The 18,799-nt window shown below is 64.7% G+C and carries 14 protein-coding genes and 2 tRNA genes; 3 read left to right on the plus strand and 13 right to left on the minus strand.

Features of this window, described 5'->3' with window-relative positions:
- Positions 1-656 precede the first annotated feature (656 nt).
- A complete protein-coding gene (gene bamC, locus WS62_RS20100; protein ID WP_066574391.1) occupies positions 657-1,865 on the minus strand; it encodes an outer membrane protein assembly factor BamC in 1,209 nt (402 codons plus the stop codon).
- Positions 1,866-2,174: 309 nt separating this feature from the next.
- Here bamC and WS62_RS20105 point away from each other — a divergent pair, with 309 nt between their 5' ends.
- Both WS62_RS20105 and WS62_RS20110 read left to right on the plus strand, forming a co-directional pair.
- Positions 2,175-2,663 carry a DUF2844 domain-containing protein gene (locus WS62_RS20105; RefSeq protein WP_066574393.1) on the plus strand — a complete coding sequence of 163 codons (489 nt, stop codon included), beginning with the start codon at positions 2,175-2,177 and terminating at the stop codon, positions 2,661-2,663.
- Positions 2,664-2,673: 10 nt separating this feature from the next.
- Positions 2,674-3,879 carry a DUF3443 domain-containing protein gene (locus WS62_RS20110; protein ID WP_066574395.1) on the plus strand — a complete coding sequence of 402 codons (1,206 nt, stop codon included), beginning with the start codon at positions 2,674-2,676 and terminating at the stop codon, positions 3,877-3,879.
- Between the two features lie 311 nt (positions 3,880-4,190).
- Here the strand turns inward: WS62_RS20110 and WS62_RS20115 are convergent.
- Together WS62_RS20115 and WS62_RS20120 are read right to left on the minus strand one after the other, a co-directional pair.
- Positions 4,191-4,267, minus strand: a tRNA-Pro gene (locus tag WS62_RS20115).
- A gap of 114 nt (positions 4,268-4,381) precedes the next feature.
- Positions 4,382-5,224 carry an oxidoreductase gene (locus WS62_RS20120; protein WP_066574397.1) on the minus strand — a complete coding sequence of 281 codons (843 nt, stop codon included), beginning with the start codon at positions 5,222-5,224 and terminating at the stop codon, positions 4,382-4,384.
- Positions 5,225-5,945: 721 nt separating this feature from the next.
- On the opposite strand from WS62_RS20120, the gene WS62_RS20125 reads away from it, so the two are divergent.
- The gene (locus WS62_RS20125) at positions 5,946-8,066 is read left to right on the plus strand and encodes a hypothetical protein (RefSeq protein ID WP_066574400.1); all 2,121 of its coding nucleotides are present in this window, start codon (positions 5,946-5,948) and stop codon (positions 8,064-8,066) included.
- A gap of 146 nt (positions 8,067-8,212) precedes the next feature.
- Here the strand turns inward: WS62_RS20125 and WS62_RS20130 are convergent, their stop codons facing one another.
- The 10 genes from WS62_RS20130 to WS62_RS20175 all read right to left on the minus strand — a co-directional run bounded on the left by WS62_RS20130 (position 8,213) and on the right by WS62_RS20175 (position 18,798).
- Positions 8,213-8,617 carry a MerR family transcriptional regulator gene (locus WS62_RS20130; protein ID WP_066574403.1) on the minus strand — a complete coding sequence of 135 codons (405 nt, stop codon included), beginning with the start codon at positions 8,615-8,617 and terminating at the stop codon, positions 8,213-8,215.
- A gap of 56 nt (positions 8,618-8,673) precedes the next feature.
- Positions 8,674-9,078 carry an integration host factor subunit alpha gene (locus tag WS62_RS20135; RefSeq protein ID WP_059469574.1) on the minus strand — a complete coding sequence of 135 codons (405 nt, stop codon included), beginning with the start codon at positions 9,076-9,078 and terminating at the stop codon, positions 8,674-8,676.
- A 72-nt stretch (positions 9,079-9,150) separates the two neighbouring features.
- Positions 9,151-11,583: a phenylalanine--tRNA ligase subunit beta gene (gene pheT / locus WS62_RS20140; protein ID WP_066574405.1), complete on the minus strand. Its 2,433-nt coding sequence runs from the start codon at positions 11,581-11,583 to the stop codon at positions 9,151-9,153.
- Positions 11,584-11,669: 86 nt separating this feature from the next.
- Positions 11,670-12,683, minus strand: coding sequence for a phenylalanine--tRNA ligase subunit alpha (gene pheS, locus WS62_RS20145; RefSeq protein WP_066574408.1), 1,014 nt, complete (start codon positions 12,681-12,683; stop codon positions 11,670-11,672).
- A 148-nt stretch (positions 12,684-12,831) separates the two neighbouring features.
- On the minus strand, positions 12,832-13,191 hold the full coding sequence (gene rplT / locus WS62_RS20150) for a 50S ribosomal protein L20 (RefSeq protein ID WP_004192938.1): 360 nt from the start codon (positions 13,189-13,191) through the stop codon (positions 12,832-12,834).
- Between the two features lie 30 nt (positions 13,192-13,221).
- Positions 13,222-13,419, minus strand: a complete 198-nt coding sequence (rpmI, locus tag WS62_RS20155; RefSeq protein ID WP_004191477.1) for a 50S ribosomal protein L35 — start codon at positions 13,417-13,419, stop codon at positions 13,222-13,224.
- Between the two features lie 194 nt (positions 13,420-13,613).
- The gene (gene infC, locus WS62_RS20160; protein ID WP_082715934.1) at positions 13,614-14,138 is read right to left on the minus strand and encodes a translation initiation factor IF-3; all 525 of its coding nucleotides are present in this window, start codon (positions 14,136-14,138) and stop codon (positions 13,614-13,616) included.
- Between the two features lie 49 nt (positions 14,139-14,187).
- Positions 14,188-16,095 carry a threonine--tRNA ligase gene (thrS, locus tag WS62_RS20165; protein WP_066574411.1) on the minus strand — a complete coding sequence of 636 codons (1,908 nt, stop codon included), beginning with the start codon at positions 16,093-16,095 and terminating at the stop codon, positions 14,188-14,190.
- 265 nt (positions 16,096-16,360) lie between these two features.
- Positions 16,361-16,437, minus strand: a tRNA-Val gene (locus WS62_RS20170).
- Positions 16,438-16,557: 120 nt separating this feature from the next.
- Positions 16,558-18,798: a RelA/SpoT family protein gene (locus WS62_RS20175; protein WP_066574413.1), complete on the minus strand. Its 2,241-nt coding sequence runs from the start codon at positions 18,796-18,798 to the stop codon at positions 16,558-16,560.
- Position 18,799: the final 1 nt, after the last annotated feature.

Genomic DNA, 18,799 nt, shown 5'->3' on the forward strand with positions numbered 1-18,799 from the left:
CACCTTACCCAGTCGCCACGCCTCGTATCCGCTTCCTGTTCGTCAGGCCAGCGCTTTGCCATCCGGCTTCCTTCAGACTCCCAGTCACCCGGGAAACCCTTGCCTTCGGCTAACTCTTCCCCTTGCCGGCCGAGTAGAGGATTTTCACCTCCGAGTGAATGCGCCCTGCCGGGCGCACACAAAAAATAGCCCGCGCTTCACGAGAAGCGCGGGCAAAACCGTCGCCCTACGAGGATAGGCGACGGGGCCACCGAGACCCGCGCGAATGCGCGGGTCATCGTCCAGTACGGCAGTTCGCCGGTAACGGCGACTGCCCGAAACGTCGACATCCACACTAGGTGGGAGGCACGCGAAGTCGAACCGGGCTGTTTTCTGGCGTCCTCCCTGACTGCTTGGTTAACGATAGAGAAAGCACCTTCCGTGCCAACCGAGAATAAATCCGTAAACGTTTGATTTTTAATCATTAATTCTCAAACGCCTGGCGAAAACGAGCATTCCTTCCGTTCGTTACGGGGTGACGTTACGTAACACGCCGGGCGTACGACAGGTTCGCGCACATATGCTCGAATCCGACGCAGTTGCCGGCGCGGACGCAAAAAAAGCCCGCCGAAAGGCGGGCTTCGCAGGCTTGGCGGCGAATGCCGCAGGCAGCAGCGTCAGCGCAGCTGATTGACGAGGAGCGACATGATCTGCCGCGCGGGCACCGACGCGTCGACGTTGCCCTTGTCGTCGACGATCGCAACGCGCGTCTGAGCCTCGGTCACCGCCTTCACGTTGACGAGGTACTGCTTCGCCTTCTTTTCCTTCTTGCCGTGGAACAACTGGCTCCAGAAGCCCTGCTCCTCGACGCTCAGATCCTTCGGATCGACATAGCGGACGTAGTACAGGCCCTTCGTACGATCGCGGTCGTCGACCGTGAAGTTCGCGCGATCGAGCGCGAGACCGACGTGCAGCCACGAACGGTCGTACGGCTCGGCGAGCGTCACTTCGGGCGGCACGTCCGGCACCGCCGCTTCGCTCGGACCGCGCGACGTCGATGCGCTCGCGACGTTCTGCGCGGCGATCGCCGCCGCCGCGTCCTTGCTCTTGCTGCTCGACCCCTTCGTGCCGCTCGCAGGCGCCGCATCGTCCGTGATCGGCACGCCGCCAGCCTTCACACGCGCATCGTTCTGCGCAAGCACGGCCATCAGGCGCTTCAGGTATTCGGTTTCGAGACCAGGATCGTTCGGCTTCGGCTCCCACTTGCTCGAATCGTTGTTCGCGCCCGTCAGCGCCTCGCGCATTCCCTTCTGGCTGATGAAGATGTACGTGCCGCCATTCGGCGCCGCGTCGAGGCGCGTGCGGTACTTGTTGCGCTCCGCCGTCACATACGAATTGCCCATCGCCTTCGAAATCACGCCGCGGATCAGGCCGTCGTTGATCTGCGGATGCGTTTCGTTCCAGTCGGTTTCCATCACCCCCTTGTCGCGCTGCTCGACGACGAGCAGGAAGCCCTGCTCCTGCCAGAAACGACGCACCTGGGGCCAGACTTGCGCAGGCACCTTGTCGTCGATCACGAGCCAGCTTTCGGTGCCGTCGCGCTGGATGCGCATGCCGGGCACGGCGGGCGCGACCGCCTCGGCGGGCGGCGCGGCCTGCTGGACCTGCTGCAGGCTGGAGAGCGAGGTCGCCCCGCCCTGCGGCGGCAGCGAACGCTGATCCGGCGTCTCGTCGAGCATGTTGGGCGGCACCGCGAGCGACACCTCCTTCGATTTCGAATCGCTCTTGTAGTCGATTTTCGTAGGCGACGGCGAACTGCAGCCGGCGACGAACACACCGGTTGCAAGCAGTGCTGCGAACCGCTTGGTAAGACGAAGATCAGTCATGTTCAGGGAATCCTTCCACTAGGTCACGGCGACTTTTCCGTGAGTCAACTTTGTATTTTACCGATCCGGCGGCAGACCGTGCAAAAAGCGCACAGTCTTACTCAGTCTTATTTACGCGACTGCGTTCTTTCTTGGTCCGCGCGCGCCCTGGCGGGCATGCCGACGCCGAATCGATGCGCAACGATTCACGGTGCCGCCTAGGGATAACGAGCATCCGATTTCCGAAAATCGCACCGATGCGCGCGCCGGGACTCACTATCATTGATTGGACAGTGACCCCAACCGTATTCACCTGCGGAGGGCAGTCGCATGAACAACAAGAGATCATTTCTCCCAACGCGCCGCCGCCCGGCGAGCGCCCTTCTCGTTGCCGCCGCCGTCGCACTCGCGCCCGCCGCCGCGCAATCGCAACTCGGCAGCACTGCGCCGAACCCGTCCGCCCGCACGTTCGCGCAAACGTCGACCCCGTTGTTCGGCGGCGCCGTCACCATGCGCAGCTACGTCGACACGGGTGGCACGACGATTCGCGAGTACGCGACGCGCGCCGGACTGGTCTTCGCGTACACGTGGGACGGCCCGACGTCACCCAACCTGCGGCAGCTTCTCGGCGAACGCTTCGCGACCTACCAAAGCCACGCTGTCTCGCCGGACGCGCGCGCCCGCACGGGACTCCATGCCGGGCGAATCACGCAATCGGATTTCGTCGTCGAAGCCGGCGGTCGCATGCGCGCGTACGTCGGCCGTGCGTGGCTGCCCGGCGCGGTGCCGTCCGGCGTATCGATCGACGATCTGCGGTAAGGAGGCGGCCATGACCATCAAGATCGCGTGGTGCATCGCCGCATTCGCGGCAATGCTCGCCGGATGCGGCGGCGGTGGCGGAGGCGGCGGATCGACGGCGTCGAACACCAACGGAACCGGTGTCGCGCCGTCCACCGCGGCGAACGTGCAGCCCGTCACTGTGTCGGCGGGCGTCACGGGCGCCGCCAACATGCTGATGACGACCGTCACCGTCTGCGTGCCGAACACGGGCCAATGCCAGACGATCAACAACGTGCAGGTGGACACCGGTTCTGATGGCTTGCGTATCCTCGCGTCGGCGCTGCCGTCGAGCGTCGCGCTGCCGATCGTGCCGGCCGCGGGCGCGCCGATCACGGGCGCATGCGCTGTGTTCGGCACGGGCTTCACGTGGGGCGCCGTGCGCCGCGCCGACGTGAAGATCGCGGGCGAAGTCGCGTCGAGCGTTCCGATCCAGGTGATCGCCGATCCAAGCACGCCGAACGCGCCGGCAGACTGCACGCAAAGCGCCGGGCCGATGCAAACGCAAGGAACGCTGCGCGCGAACGGCATTCTCGGCATCGGCCTTTTCGTCACCGATTGCGGCTCCGCGTGTGCGAGTGCCGCGTTGTCCGGCTGGTATTACGCGTGCACGACGAGCGGCGCATGCACGAGCGTGGCGCAGCCGATTGCGCAGCAGATCGCGAATCCGGTCGGCGCGTTCGCGAGCGACAACAACGGCTCGGTGATCGTGCTGCCGGCGATTCCGGTGACGGGCTCGGCGACGGTCAACGGCTCGCTGATCTTCGGCATCGGCACGCAAGCGGACAACGGACTCGGCTCGACGACGCCGCTCGCGACGACCTCGTCGGGCGCCTACGTGACGAGCGTACTGAACGGCAACACCAACATGCACACGTTCTTCGACAGCGGCTCGAACGGGATCTTCTTCGCGGATGCGTCGCTGCCGCAGTGCGGATCGTGGTTTTGTCCGGGCAGCACGCAGACCTTCGGCATCGCGCTCGGCAGCGGAAACGGCGCGTCGGTGAAAGCGACGACGTTCCAGGTCGCCAGCTCGCAAGTGTTGTTCTCGACGTTCAACTTCGCGTTCGACGATCTTGCCGGTCCGATCGGCAACGTCGTCGATCTGGGACTGCCGTTCTTCTATGGACGCAGCATCTACACCGCGATCGAAACGCGGCCGACGCCTGCGGGGCCCGGGCCATACTATGCGTTCTAGCGCGGACGCTCGCGCATGATCGTTTCCCGCCACCCTGCTCGTCGCGCAGCCTTACGCTCATCGCACAGGAGCGGAACTGAAGAAGCGCGTGAAAGTTCTGAACGATGGCGCTCGATTGGAACGATGCGCATGCCGATTCGTGACATTCAACCCGGCTTTTACAAGAGACGTTGCGCAGCATTCGACTAGGTGCATTTGAATCACGTCGTCACGCGATATCGGACATCGGATACCGACGGCACCCAGCTTGCCCTAAAACTCACGCGCAAAAGAAAAACCCGCGTCAGCCATGACTGACGCGGGTTCGATCCTGGTCGGGGCGAGAGGATTTGAACCTCCGACCACCTGCACCCCATGCAGGTACGCTACCAGGCTGCGCTACGCCCCGAAAGCGTGAAAGTATAACAGACACTTTGAGCAAATAGAACTGTCGAGATGCAAATTCCATTCAACGCAATGCCGCCACGAATCATGCACTGTTACATGCGTATTCGTTCATTGCTCACGCCCGCTTCATCGCCAGCATCACCAGCTTGTCGAAGATGCGATCGCCGAGCCACTTGCGCGCAAACATCGTCGGCCTCGCGAACCTGCCGGCGACGTAGCGCGTCCTCGGCCGACGGGCGCGCACCGCACGAACGATCAGATCGACGATCACTTGCGGATCGGAACCGCGAGCGTCCTGATAGAGCATCTTCGTCGCAGTGGCAACCGCGGCTGCCATCTTCGCGTACGGACCGTTGCCCGAACGCTCGAGCATCGGCGCAAGCATCACGTCGCCGAACTCCGTGACGATCGCGCCCGGCTCGACGATCACGACGTCGATGCCGAACGGCTGCAGTTCGAGCCGCAGACAATCGGACCAGCCCTCGACCGCGTGCTTCGTCGCGTGATACCAGCTGCCGAGCGGCGAATAAATCTTGCCGCCCATCGACGAGATGTTGACGATGCGCCCCGCACGCTTCGCACGCATCGACGGCAGCAAGAGCTGCGTCAGCCGCGCCATGCCGAACAGGTTGACTTCGAACTGGTAGCGCGCGTCGTCGATCCTCGTCTCTTCCATCGCGCCGAACATTCCGAATCCGGCGTTGTTGATCAGTACGTCGGCGCCGTGCGCCTCTCGCTCGATTCGCTCGACGGCCGCCCGCAAGTCCGCTTCGCGCGTGACGTCCATCTTCAGAACGGTCGCGCCGAGCGCGACCAGATCGGCCATCTGCTCGACCCTGCGCGCCGCCGCATAGACGGTCATCCCTTCGGCGAGCAACGCCTTTGCGAATGCCTTGCCCATCCCCGACGACGCGCCCGTCACGAGCGCAACCCTTTTGCCAGATGCGTGCGTTGTCATGCGAACTCTCCGATCGATCGAGACGAGCAACAGGACGATCGTAGCGCCTCGCCGATCGCCCGGCGCAAGTCAAGCGCGCCATCGTAGAAACCGATCACGCGAACTACGCAGTTGCCGGCGACGGAGCCGGCGGCTGTCTCGCCCGGCCCGCTCCGCGACGGGACGCCGAGCCCGAATCGCCCGTTTCCGCAACGCTCTGAATGCTCGAACGTCGATCGCATCGCGTGCCCGAACGGTGAACGGCGCGCGATCCGGACATCGCGGACAGCGGCGCGGCTCCGCCGCAATCCCGCGCCTGCCGGGCGTTTGCCGCTGCGCACACGATCCGCCCGATAGCGTCCGGGTATCCCCTGAAACGACCGCTTCTCGCCGAACTCGCGCGCCGCTTCTCGCCAACCGCACCGCCATGCGCGCATCATACGGGCGACATACAGGCGTTTGATTCATATCATTGTCATTGCGTCCTTCCCGCCGCAATGCGCCTCCTTGCAGCGCAGCACGACGCGCCGACGTTTGGTGCGGCTCCTCTAGCCAGGCTATGCCACACTGCGCCAAATCATCGGCGTCAAGCCGACGCGCGCGCTCGCGCGCCAGTCACGACAAAGATAGGGAGACATCAACGATGCGGACACCGGTCCAGCGCGTCCATCGCACGCCATTTCACCGCGCGCCTGGCGCATGGCACGCCCTACGCACCGCCATTTCGGCTTCGCGCTGGTTCTTGCGCTCGTGCGCGGGAACGGCGGTCACGCTCGCCGTCCTGAGCGCGGGATGCGCGGAATCGACGCCGAAAACCAGCAGCGGGGCCACCACCTCGACGACGATCGAACGCACGAAGGCCGACCGCCTCGCGCGCGAGCAGCAGATCGCGCGGACCGTGCCGGCGCTCGCGTCGATCAAGCTCACGCAGCCGCGCCCGTTTACGCTGCGCGACTCCGGGCAGAACGGCACGCTCACGTTCCTGCGCGAAGTCGACTTCCGTATCGTCGGCGACCTCGGCTTCCTCGTCCATGAGCTATCAGCGACGCTCGTGCCGACGCATCCCGGCGCGCCCGCCGTGTTCGACGACCCGACGAGCTTCGACATCGCCGTGCACCGCGGCACCGTGACGCTCGACAACACGAAGCTCAACGCGCTCTTCGGCGGCTACATATTCGGCTACCACAACGCGCCGCTGCGGCACGTGCGCGTGACGGCGGGCGACGGCGTCCTCGACATCCACGGCGAAATGCAGCGCGACGGCTGGGTGCCCTTCTCGCTGAAGGGCAAGCTGGAGGTTCGCGACGGCTCGACGCTCGTCTTCCGTCCAGTCGATGTGCACGTATCGGGCATCGACGCAGGCCCCGTGATGCGGGCCGCAAAGGTACAGGTGTCGGATCTGCTGAAGATCGACACGCCGATCGTGCGGCTGAACGGCAACGATCTCGTGCTGAATGTCGACAAGCTGCTGCCGCCCCCGCATCTGAAGATCAACATCGTCGCGCTGAAGTTGACGCCCGCCGGTCTCGACCTCGTGCTCGACGACGGCACGAAGGCGGGCTTCACGATGCCCGAAAACGCGCCGAAGCACGCGATATATCTGCGCGGCGGCGACGTGAAGTTCATGCGCACGATGCCGATGAACGCGGACATCATGATCTATCCGCCGCGCGAGTCCGCGCCGGATGACGCGTTCGTGTTCGACATGTATCACTATCGCGACCAGCTCGTCGCCGGCTATTTCAACTTCGAGCCGAGCGGCGCGCTGTCGATCCTGATGCCGTCATATTCGCAGGTCGCGCGCCCCGCCGCGCCGGGCGTCGGCAGCGCGTCCGCGCGGATGAACGACAGCCTGATTGCGGCGCAGCAGTCGAGCCTGAACGAAGCACGCCGAGAATGGGAGGCGTTTGCGATCGCGCCGAACGACGGCGCGCCGCGGTCCAACTTCCGCAAGGTGGCCATGAAGCACGGCGGCGACGTGACGGCGTTCGGCCCGCGCCACATATCGAGCGGCACGACGACGATCCACCTGCACAACGCGGATTTCTACATCGCCGGCAACATCGGCTTTCGGGTCGACGATCTCGTCGTTCAGCTCGTCGCGAAGCGCGCGGGCGAGCCCGTCGACCTCGACGATCCGAATCAGTACGACATCCGCATCCTGAGCGGCTCGGTGCTCGCGCCGTGGGACGCGATGTCCGATCTCTTCAACCGGCATCTGCTCGACTATTCGCCGCGCTCGCTGAACGACCTGAAGCTGAGCGCCGACGGCGACCAACTGCACGTGCAGGGCGGCCTCAAACTGTGGAACCAGGTGCCGCCTGGCGTCTGGCTGCCGGCCGACATGAAAGGCACGCTGACGCTGCTCGACGAACGCCATCTCGCGTTCACGCCGACGAAGGTGTCCGTACTCGGCGTGCCGCAGGCAAAGCTGCTTCGCGCGCTCGGCATCGAGCTGTCGTCGCTCGCACCGCTCAAGCGCCGCGGCGCCGAGCTGCGCGGCAATGCGCTCGTGCTCGACCAGTACACGGTGTTCCCGCCGCCCATGCTGATCGGCCGCATGTCGCAAGCGACAGCCGAGCCGGACGGTCTGCGCCTGACGTTCCGTTCGGCGCCGAACGCGCCCGTGTCGCGGCCGCCCGCAAACGTCCCGAAGAGCTACCTGTGGCTCGAAAGCGGCGACACGAAGATGTTCAACGTACTCGTGCTGAACATGCGCATTCTCGTTCAAGACACGACGAAGCAGCGGGTGCGTTTCGATCTCTACGACTACCGCGACGTGGTCGCGCGCGGCTCGGTGCGGATGGTGCATGACGGCACGCTGTACGTCGACGTCGGCAAGAAGGACCCGCTCGCGCCGTGATCCGCGCCGCGCGCGCGGCACGGCCGCCGCGGCGGAACACCCGATAAAAAGCCCGTGCGAACCAGCGTTCGCACGGGCTTTTTATCGTTTTCCGACTGCCTGCCCCTCGGAAAGCGCGCGGCGCGGCACGGCCCGAGGCTCTGCGTTCAGCTACGCTTGAGGCCGTCGATCACGTCGAGAAGCGCCCCGCGCAACTGCGCGACATCCACCGTCTCGCTCGACACCGGCTCCGCTGCGCGCGGTTCGAGCTCGTCGGCCGCCGGAGGCGCGCCCCGCTCGCTGCCGACCGCGTCGAGCCGGTTGCGGGCGCCGTTGATCGTGAACCCCTGCTCGTACAGCAGCTCGCGAATCCGCCGGATCAGCAGCACCTCGTGGTGCTGATAGTAACGGCGGTTCCCTCGCCGTTTCACCGGGCGCAACTGCGTGAACTCCTGTTCCCAATACCGCAGCACATGAGGCTTCACGCCGCACAATTCGCTCACTTCCCCGATCGTGAAGTAGCGCTTCGCGGGGATCGGGGGCAACACGACTTTCTCAACCGTCGACGTCATCGTCAGTTAACCGTCGGTAAGGGGCGCGGGCGCCGCGCGCGGGGCGAAGCGCCGGTTTAACGCACGAGATCCGATTCGGCGCCGTTTTCGACGAGCGCCTTCAGCTTCTGGCTCGCGTGGAACGTCACGACACGGCGCGCGGCGATCGGAATCGCCTCGCCCGTCTTCGGATTGCGCCCCGGCCGCTGCGGCTTGTCGCGCAGCTGGAAATTGCCGAAGCCCGACAGCTTCACGCTCTCGCCGTTTTCGAGGGCATCGCGGATCACCTCGAAAAACGCCTCGACCATGTCCTTCGCCTCGCGCTTGTTGAGGCCGACGCTGTCGAACAGCAGTTCGGCCAGCTCGGCCTTCGTCAGCGTCGGCGTATCGCCGACGGACGGCGACGCCGGAACGTCGCGGGACATGGCGCTGCGTTGCGCCGTCAGGAGGGCTTCAAATTCACTCGAGTTCATGTCGTTCATATCTGCAAAACTAGCGCGTCAAACTTGGACAAAAACACTGACGAAAGCGGCGGTTTCCGCCACTTTCGCGCCCTATCCGCGCAAACGCGCGCCATAGACTCGAGCCATGCGGTCCACGAGGGCCTGAATCGCCTGGTCGACCATCTCGTCCTGCAGGGTTCCGGCCGGGTCCTGCAGCGTGACGCGGAACGCAAGGCTTTTCTCGTGGGCTGACAGCCCACTGGAAGTATTTGATTTTGCACGAAATTCGTCGAAGAGCGCAACTTTCTGGACGAACTTGCATGCGTCTTCCGCGAGCGCCTTCTTCATTTCGTCGAAAAGCGCCTGCACTTCGACCTTCTGATCGACGACGACCGCGATGTCGCGACGCACCGGCGGGAACTTCGACACCTCGGACGGCGTCGGCAGCGCGCGCGCGACGAGCGCGTCCGCATCAATCTCGAACATCACGGGCGCATGCGGCAGCTCGTACTTCTGCATCAAGCGAGGATGCAACTCGCCGATCCAGCCGACCGCGCGGCCGTCGACTTCGATCTGCGCGCTGCGGCCCGGATGCAGCGCCGGATGCTCGGCCTTCACGAAACGCGCGACGACGGGCGCGAGCAGCGCCTCGAGATCGCCCTTCACGTCGAAGTAGTCGACCTGGCGCGTCGCCGCGCCCCATTGCTCTTCGACGACCGGCCCGTACGCGAGCGCGCCGACGCGCTTCGGCTGCGCATAGCCCTCGACCGCGAGCTCGCCCGCCTTCACCGACGGATCGGCGATGAACACGCGGCCCGTCTCGAAAACGCGCACGCGATCGGCGCGGCGGTTCAGGTTGTGGCGCAGCACGCCGGCGAGGCTGCCGAACAGCGTCGTGCGCATTACCGACAACTGGCTCGCGATCGGGTTCAGCAGACGCACCGGATTGTCGTTGCCGGCGAAGTCGCGCTCCCACTCGGCATCGACGAAGCTGAAGTTGACCGTTTCCGCGTAGTCGCGCGCGGCGAGCGCGTGACGAATCGCGTGGATCGAGCGTCGCGTCTCGTCGGTCGCGCGCATCTCGCTCGTCGCGACGGGCGGACGGGCGGGGATCTTCTCGAAGCCATAGATCCGGGCGACTTCCTCGATCAGGTCCTCTTCGATCTCGATGTCGAATCGGTGCGGCGGCGGCGTCACGCTGAACACGTCGCCGTCGCGCTCGAATGCGAGGCCGAGACGCGTGAAGATCCGTGCGACTTCGTCCTCGCCGATCTCGACGCCGATGATCCGGTTCGCGCGCGACGCGCGCATCGCCACCGGCGCGCGCTGCGGCAGGTTTGCGATCTGGTCGTCGACGGGGCCCGCCTGGCCGCCGCAGATGTCGAGGATCAGTTGCGTGATCCGCTCGACGTGCTCGACGGTCGTCGAGTAATCGACGCCGCGCTCGAAGCGGTGCGCCGCATCGGTCGAGAAGTTGTACTTGCGCGCGCGGCCGCGGATGCTGTCCGGCCACCAGAACGCCGCTTCGAGGTAGATGTTCGTCGTGTCGAGCGTCACGGCCGTGCTGTCGCCGCCCATGATGCCCGCGAGACTCTCGACTTGGGCGTCGTCGGCGATCACGCCGACCGTCTCGTCGAGCTCGACCGTGCCGCCGTTCAGGAGCTTCAGCGATTCGCCGCGCCGGCCCCAGCGGACGTCGATGCCGCCGTGGATCTTGTCGAGATCGAACACGTGCGACGGACGGCCCAGTTCGAACATCACGTAGTTCGAGATGTCGACGAGCGCCGACACGCTGCGCTGGCCCGCGCGCTCGAGGCGCTCGACCATCCATTGCGGCGTCTTCGCGCGCGCGTTCACCCCGCGGATCACGCGGCCGGAGAAGCGGCCGCACAGATCCGGCGCGGAGATCTTGACGGGCAGCGTCTCGGTCAACTCAGTGAGGACCGGCCGGATGTCGGGCGCCGTGAGCGGCGCCCCCGTGATCGCGGCCGTCTCGCGCGCGATGCCGAACACGGACAGGCAGTCCGCCTTGTTCGGCGTCAGCTTGATTTCGAAGACCGTGTCGTCGAGGTTCAGCGTATCCCGGATGTCCTGCCCGACGAGCGTGTCCTCGGGCAGGATCATGAGGCCGCTGTGGTCGTCGGACAACTTAAGCTCGCGCGCCGAGCAGAGCATCCCCTGACTCTCGACGCCGCGCAGCTTCGACAGCTTGATCGCAAACGGCGCGGCGCCTTCTTCGACGGGCGGCAGCTTCGCGCCGACGAGCGCGACCGGCACCTTGATGCCCGGCGCGACGTTCGGCGCGCCGCAGACGATCTGGAGCGTCGCGCCCGTGCCGGCGTCGACCTGGCAGACGTTGAGCTTGTCGGCATCCGGATGCTTGACCACCTCGAGCACGCGGCCCACGACGATCTTCTCGGTCGGCGGCGCAGCCGGGCGCAGCGACTCGACCTCGAGCCCCGCCATCGTCAGCGCGTGCGACAGCTCATCCGTCGTCAGTTGCGGATCGACAAAGGTTCTCAGCCAGGATTCAGGGAATTGCATGGATATCCACGTTCGAAACAGTTAGATCGAGGCCCGGCGCGCCGCCTCGGTAGGCCGGCCGGGCGCGGAGCGAGACGGTCGCGCCGTTACGCGAACTGCCGCAGGAAGCGCAGGTCGTTCTCGAAGAAGAGACGCAGATCCTGCACGCCGTAGCGCAGCATCGTCAGCCGCTCGAGGCCGCTGCCGAACGCGAAGCCGATATAGCGCTCGGGGTCGAGGCCCATGTTGCGGATCACCGTCGGATGCACCTGGCCGGAGCCGGAGATCTCGAGCCATTTGCCCGCATTCCTGCCGTGCTCGAACATCATGTCGATCTCGGCCGACGGCTCGGTAAACGGGAAGTACGACGGACGGAAGCGCACGAGGATATCGTCGCGCTCGAAGAATTTCTTCAGGAAATCGGTGTAGACGCCCTTCAGATCGGCGAAGCTGACATTTTCGTCGATCCACAAGCCTTCGACCTGGTTGAACATCGGCGAGTGCGTCGCGTCGCTGTCGACGCGGTACGTGCGGCCGGGCGCGATCACCTTGACGGGCGGCCGGTTCATCCGCGCATAGCGGACCTGCATCGGGCTCGTGTGCGTGCGCAACAGCAGCGGACGACCGTCGGCATCCTTGCCGTCGACGTAGAACGTGTCCTGCATCGAGCGCGCCGGATGGTTCTCCGGGCTGTTCAATGCGGTGAAGTTATACCAATCGGTTTCGATCTCGGGGCCGTCGGCCACGTCGAAGCCGATCGACCGGAAAATCTGTTCGACGCGCTCCCACGTGCGCATCACCGGATGCAGGCTGCCCGTGCCCGTGCCGCGGCCCGGCAGCGTGACGTCGATCGCCTCGGCGGCGAGGCGCTGGTTCAGGAGCGCGTCGGCGAGCGCCTGGCGGCGCGCATTGAGCGCGGCCTCGACCTGCTGCTTCGCGACATTGATGCGCGCGCCTTCCGTCTTGCGCGTTTCGGGATCGAGCTTGCCGAGGCCCTTCAGCAGCTCGGTCAGCGCGCCCGACTTACCGAGAAACCGCGCCTTCTCGTTCTCGAGCGTGGTGATATCCGCAGCCCCTTCGAACGACTGCTGCGCGTCGGCGACAATCTGGTCCAGATCCATTGATCCCATCACTTCCAACGTCAGTTGTGCTCGTCGAGCGAAACGCCCGACCCAACAAAAAAGGGGCTCGGAAGAGCCCCGTTTTCGCTGCAGCGGCCGCAACTACCGGAACATCGCTGCAACTCACCACGCAGTGCTAATTTCGCAATTAGGCTGCAACGGCGGCCTTCACCTGCTTCACGATCGCGGCAAAAGCAGCCTTGTCGAACACCGCCATGTCGGCCAGCACCTTGCGGTCGAGTTCGATCGACGCCTTCTTCAGGCCGTTGATGAACACGCTGTAGGTCATGTCGTGCTGACGCACGGCCGCGTTGATACGCGTGATCCACAGTGCGCGGAACACACGCTTCTTGTTACGGCGGTCGCGGTACGCATACTGGCCTGCGCGCATCACCGCCTGCTTGGCGATGCGGTAGACGTTATTGCGACGGCCGCGATAACCCTTGGCCAGGTTGATGATCTTCTTGTGACGGGCCCGTGCGGTTACCCCACGTTTGACTCGAGGCATGATTCGCTCCTTTGAGTATCGGTTGAGGGGTTACGCGAACGGAAGCATCGCGCGGACGGAGTTCAGATCGGAATCATGAACTGCCGTGGCGCCGCGCAGGTGACGCTTGTTCTTCGTGGTTTTCTTGGTCAGGATGTGGCGCTTGAAGGCTTGACCGCGCTTGACGGTACCGCCCGGACGCACCACGAAGCGCTTTGCAGCGCTCTTCTTGGTCTTCATCTTAGGCATGACGAACAACTCCAGTTTATTTGATGGAGGTGGGTGTGCGGTTGGCTCGCGCCCTCAACCCGCCCTTCGGAACCCAGTCCACTTGTGTACGGCGCGACGCTTGCGCGAGCACCGTCGTTTCAGGCGCGCCGCCCTGACCGGACGACGCGCCGAACCACTTCACCGAACCGCCGCGCGCCTGCGCGGCATGCTCGTTACTTCTTCTTTTTCGGCGAGAGCACCATGATCATCTGGCGCCCTTCCATCTTCGGCATCTGCTCGACCTGGCCGACTTCGTCGAGGTCGGTACGCAGACGCTCGAGCATCCGCATGCCGATTTCCTGGTGAGCCATTTCCCGGCCGCGGAAACGCAACGTGATCTTCGTCTTGTCGCCTTCCTCGAGGAAGCGCACCAGGTTGCGAAGCTTGACGTTGTAATCGCCGTCATCGGTCCCTGGGCGGAACTTCACTTCCTTGACCTGGATGACCTTTTGCTTAAGCTTCGCCTCGTGCTGCTTCTTGGCTTCCTGGTACTTGAACTTGCCGTAATCCATCAGACGGCAAACCGGCGGAGCCGCTTGCGGCGCGATCTCCACCAGGTCAACATCCAGTTCTTCCGATTTACGGAAAGCCTCGACGAGTTTCACGATGCCGATGGGCTCGCCATCGACCCCGACCAGACGCACTTCCGGTGCAGTGATTTCACCGTTGATGCGATGCGACGACTTATCAGTAGCGATGTTACGTTTCCTCTAAAAATTAAAAAAACGAGCCGCGCTGCCAGGGCGGTTACTTGAACGCCTGGATGTCCTCACGCAGACGCTCAACGAAGGCTTCGACGGGCATGACACCCAGATCGACGCCGCCACGGGCACGCACGGCTACCGTTTGTGCTTCACGCTCTTTATCGCCTACGACGAGCAGGTATGGAACTTTTTCGAGCGTGTGCTCGCGTATTTTATAGCTAATTTTCTCGTTGCGCAAATCGGCTGACACTCTAAGCCCTTGTTTTTGCAACGATTGAGCAACAGTCTGCGCATATTCCACCTGACTTTCGGCAATATTCAGCACAACTGCGTGGACGGGCGCGAGCCAGGCGGGCATCGCACCGGCGTGGTGCTCGATCAGAATCCCGAGGAAACGCTCCATCGATCCGACGATCGCCCGGTGCAGCATTACCGGCCGGCGGCGGCTGTTGTCCTCGGCGACATACTCGGCGCCGAGCCGCTCCGGCAGCATCATGTCGAGCTGCAGCGTGCCGCACTGCCACGAGCGGCCGAGTGCGTCCTTGATGTGGTACTCGATCTTCGGGCCGTAGAACGCGCCCTCGCCCGGCAACTCCTCCCACTCCACGCCGCACGCCTTCAGCGCCTTGCGCAGGCCGTCCTCGGCGTGATCCCACGTCTCGTCCGAACCCATCCGCTGCTCCGGGCGCAGCGACAGCTTGATGTCGATGCGGTCGAAGCCGAAATCCTCGTAGACGCTCATCGCGAGCTTGTTGAACGCGATCGCCTCGGAGTTGATCTGCTCTTCCGTGCAGAAGATGTGCGCGTCGTCCTGCACGAAGCCGCGCACACGCATCAGGCCGTGCAGCGCACCCGACGCCTCGTTGCGGTGGCACGAGCCGAATTCCGCGTAGCGCAGCGGCAGATCGCGATACGAGCGCAAGCCGTGCTTGAACACCTGCACGTGGCCCGGGCAGTTCATCGGCTTGACCGCATAGTCGCGCTTCTCCGACTCGGTCGTGAACATGTTCTCGCGATAGTTCTGCCAGTGGCCGGACGCCTCCCACAGCGAGCGGTCCATGATCATCGGCGTCTTGATCTCGAGGTAGCCGGCCGCGTCAAGACGACGGCGCATGTACTGCTCGACCTGCTGCCACAGCGTCCAGCCCTTCGGGTGCCAGAACACCATGCCGGGCGACTCTTCCTGGATGTGGAACAGATCGAGCTGCTTGCCGAGCTTGCGGTGGTCGCGCTTTTCCGCCTCTTCGAGCATGTGCAGGTACGCGTCCTGGTCCTCCTTCTTCGTCCAGGCGGTGCCGTAGATGCGCTGAAGCTGCTCGTTCTTCGAGTCGCCGCGCCAGTACGCGCCCGCGACCTTCATCAGCTTGAAGACCTTCAGCTTGCCCGTCGACGGCACGTGCGGGCCGCGGCACAGGTCGGTGAAGCCGCCGTGTGCGTACAGCTTGATCTCGTCGCTCGCGGGAATCGATTCGATGATCTCGGCCTTGTACTTCTCGCCGATGCTGCGGAAATACGAAACCGCCTCGTCGCGCGACACGACGCGGCGCGTGACGGTCTCGTCCTTCTTCGCGAGCTCCTGCATGCGCTTTTCGATCTTCTCGAGATCTTCGGGCGTGAAGGGACGATGGTACGAGAAGTCGTAATAGAAGCCGTTGTCGATCACGGGCCCGATCGTCACCTGCGCGTCCGGATACAGTTCCTTCACAGCGTACGCGAGCAAATGGGCGGTCGAGTGACGGATGATGTCGAGGCCGTCGGCGTCCTTGTCCGTGACGATCGCGAGCGACGCGTCGCGATCGATCAGCGTGGACGTATCGACGAGCTCGCCGTCGAGCTTGCCGCCGAGCGCGGCCTTCGCAAGACCAGGGCCGATCGACGCCGCCACGTCGGCGACCGTCACCGGATGCTCGTATTGGCGAACCGAGCCGTCGGGCAAGCGTATCGAAACCATATAGCAATCTCCGTGATGCCGTCAGTGAGCGGCAGACTAACAGCGCGCGAACCGGCAGCAAAAGCGCGCGACAAAAAAAATGCGGCCCCGCTTTCGAGGGGCCGCATTCCGATGCTTCAATACCACAAGGCGAAAACGTTCCTCGACTAGCGTCGCTCCGAATGGGGTTCGGTCAACGTTCGCGGTGTCATAACCGTATTCGCCTTTTGCGTAGAATTTTCTACTGCCGCAGAAGCTCGGCGAACCGAGCTCCAGCCGATGTCGTTGGTAGGCTCGATTGGATTCGAACCAACGACCCCCACCATGTCAAGGTGGTGCTCTAACCAACTGAGCTACGAGCCTGAAGAAGCTGAAATTATATGGAGCTCATTTTGTCTTGGCAAGTGTTTTCGTGCATTTTGTTTGGCAAAGTTCGCACCCGTTGCCGAGCGGCGCAGGCCACCGGCCACCGGCGGGCGGCGCTCACGCCTTGCGGGCCGCCCGAACGACGCCATGGACCTCGCCGAGCAGCGCGCACGCGCGCTGCACCTGCGACGCACTCGACACCTCGACCGTGAACTGCATGAACGCCGCATTGCGGCGGCTTTGTGTCTTCACGCCGATCACGTTCATCTTCTCGCGCGCGAACACTTCGGAGATGTCGCGCAACAACCCCTGCCGGTCGGTCGCCTCGATCAACAGGTCGACCGGATAGACGGACGCGCCGCGCCCGCCCAGCACGTCGGCGGACCAGGTCGTCTGCAGCACGCGCTCGGGCGCGCGCTCGGCCATCCGGCGAAACGTCGGGCAATCGCTGCGGTGGATCGACATCCCCTTGCCGCGCGTGACGAAGCCGCTGATCGGATCGGGCGGCGCCGGGCGGCAGCAGCGCGCGAGCTGCGTGAGAAGCGCATCGACGCCGACGACGAGCACGCCCGTCGACGCGCCGTGCGCGACGTTCGCCCCGCTCGCGCGCTTCTCGAAGTTCGCGGGCGCTTCCGGCTCGGGTTCCGGCGCGGGCGCGTCGGAAAGCGCCTGCTCGACGTTGCGCAGGCTGAACTCTTCCTTGCCGACGGCCGCGAACAGCTCGTCGGGCGACTTGAAGCCGAGCTTCGCCGCGAGGTGCTCGAGATTGACCGACGTCTTGCCTTCCCGCTGCAGCGTCTTCTCGACGAGCGCGCGGCCGTGCGCGACGGTCTCCTGCTGGTCGACCGCGTTGAACCATGCCCGCACCTTCTGGCGCGCACGCGAGCTGTGCAGATAGCCGAGCTGCGGATTGAGCCAGTCGCGCGACGGGCCGCCCTCCTTCACCGCGACGATCTCGACCGTCTGGCCGTTCGCAAGCGGCGTGTTGAGCGGCACCATCGCGCCGTCGACGCGCGCGCCGCGGCACCGATGGCCAAGCTCGCTGTGCAGGTGGTACGCGAAATCGACTGGCGTCGCGCCCTGCGGCAGCGCGATCACGCGCGCCTGCGGCGTCAGCACGTAGATGTGGTCGTCGTCGAGCGTCGTCTCGCGCAACTGCGCCCATGCTTCGCGGCCGCTCGCGTCGTCATCGCCGCCGCTGTCCGCGACCTCGTCCTTCCACGCGAGGAGCTGGCGCAGCCAAGCGATCTTCTCGTCGTACTTCTCGCTTGCCGAGAACTGGCCGCCGTAGCCGCGCGCGCCCGCTTCCTTGTAGCGCCAGTGCGCGGCGACGCCGTATTCGGCGAAGCGATGCATCTCCTGCGTGCGGATCTGCACTTCGAACGCGCGGCCATCGTCGCCGATCACGACCGTATGCAGCGATTTGTAGCCGTTCGGCTTAGGCCGAGAGATGTAGTCGTCGAATTCCTTCGGCACCGGCTGCCACAGGTGGTGAACGATGCCGAGCACCGTATAGCAATCCTTGATGTCCGGAACGATCACGCGAAACGCGCGCACGTCGTAGAGCTCGGAGAAGTCGAGCTCCTTGCCGCGCATCTTGCGCCAGATGCTGTAGATGTGCTTCGGACGGCCGCTCACCTCGGCCTGGATGTGCGCGGCCGCGAGCTCGTGCTGCAGCCGCTCGATCGCCTCCGCCACGTATGCCTCGCGCTCGACGCGCTTCTCGTCGAGCAGCTTCGCGATACGCTTGTACGTGACGGGATCCTCGAAGCGGAACGCGAGATCCTCGAGTTCCCACTTCAGTTGCCAGATGCCGAGCCGGTTCGCGAGCGGCGCGTAGATCTCGAGCGTCTCGCGTGCGGCGTCGGGCGTCGGCTCGATTTTCGCGCCCGCGTAATAGCGCAGCGACTGCAACCGCGACGCGAGCCTGATCAGCACGACGCGGATATCCTGCGCGAAGGCGAGCAGCATCTTGCGCAGCGCCTCGATCTGCGCGCGCCGCTCGGCCTGCGCATCGCGGCCCGCGTCGACGGGCGCGCTCTGCGCGACGCGCAGGCTCACGGTACCGAGACGCAGCAACTTGCGCACATCGGTGACGAGGCGCGCAACCTCGTCGCCGAAGCGCTCGGCGATCTGCTTTTCGGGATCGCTCAGATACGGCGCGAGCGCGAAGAGCGCGGCCGCCTGCACCGCGGGCGGATCGACGTTCAGCCGCTGCATGATCGTCGACGTGCCCGCCGCGTGGTCCGAGAGCAGTTCGCCCGACGACAAACGCGCGTCGCCCGCATGCTCGCGCACGAACGCGAGCACGTCGTCGATCGACGGCGCCGCGGCGGTGGAAGCGGAATCAGCTGTCATC

This window comes from Burkholderia sp. ABCPW 14, assembly GCF_001523835.1.
Lineage (GTDB): Bacteria > Pseudomonadota > Gammaproteobacteria > Burkholderiales > Burkholderiaceae > Burkholderia > Burkholderia mayonis.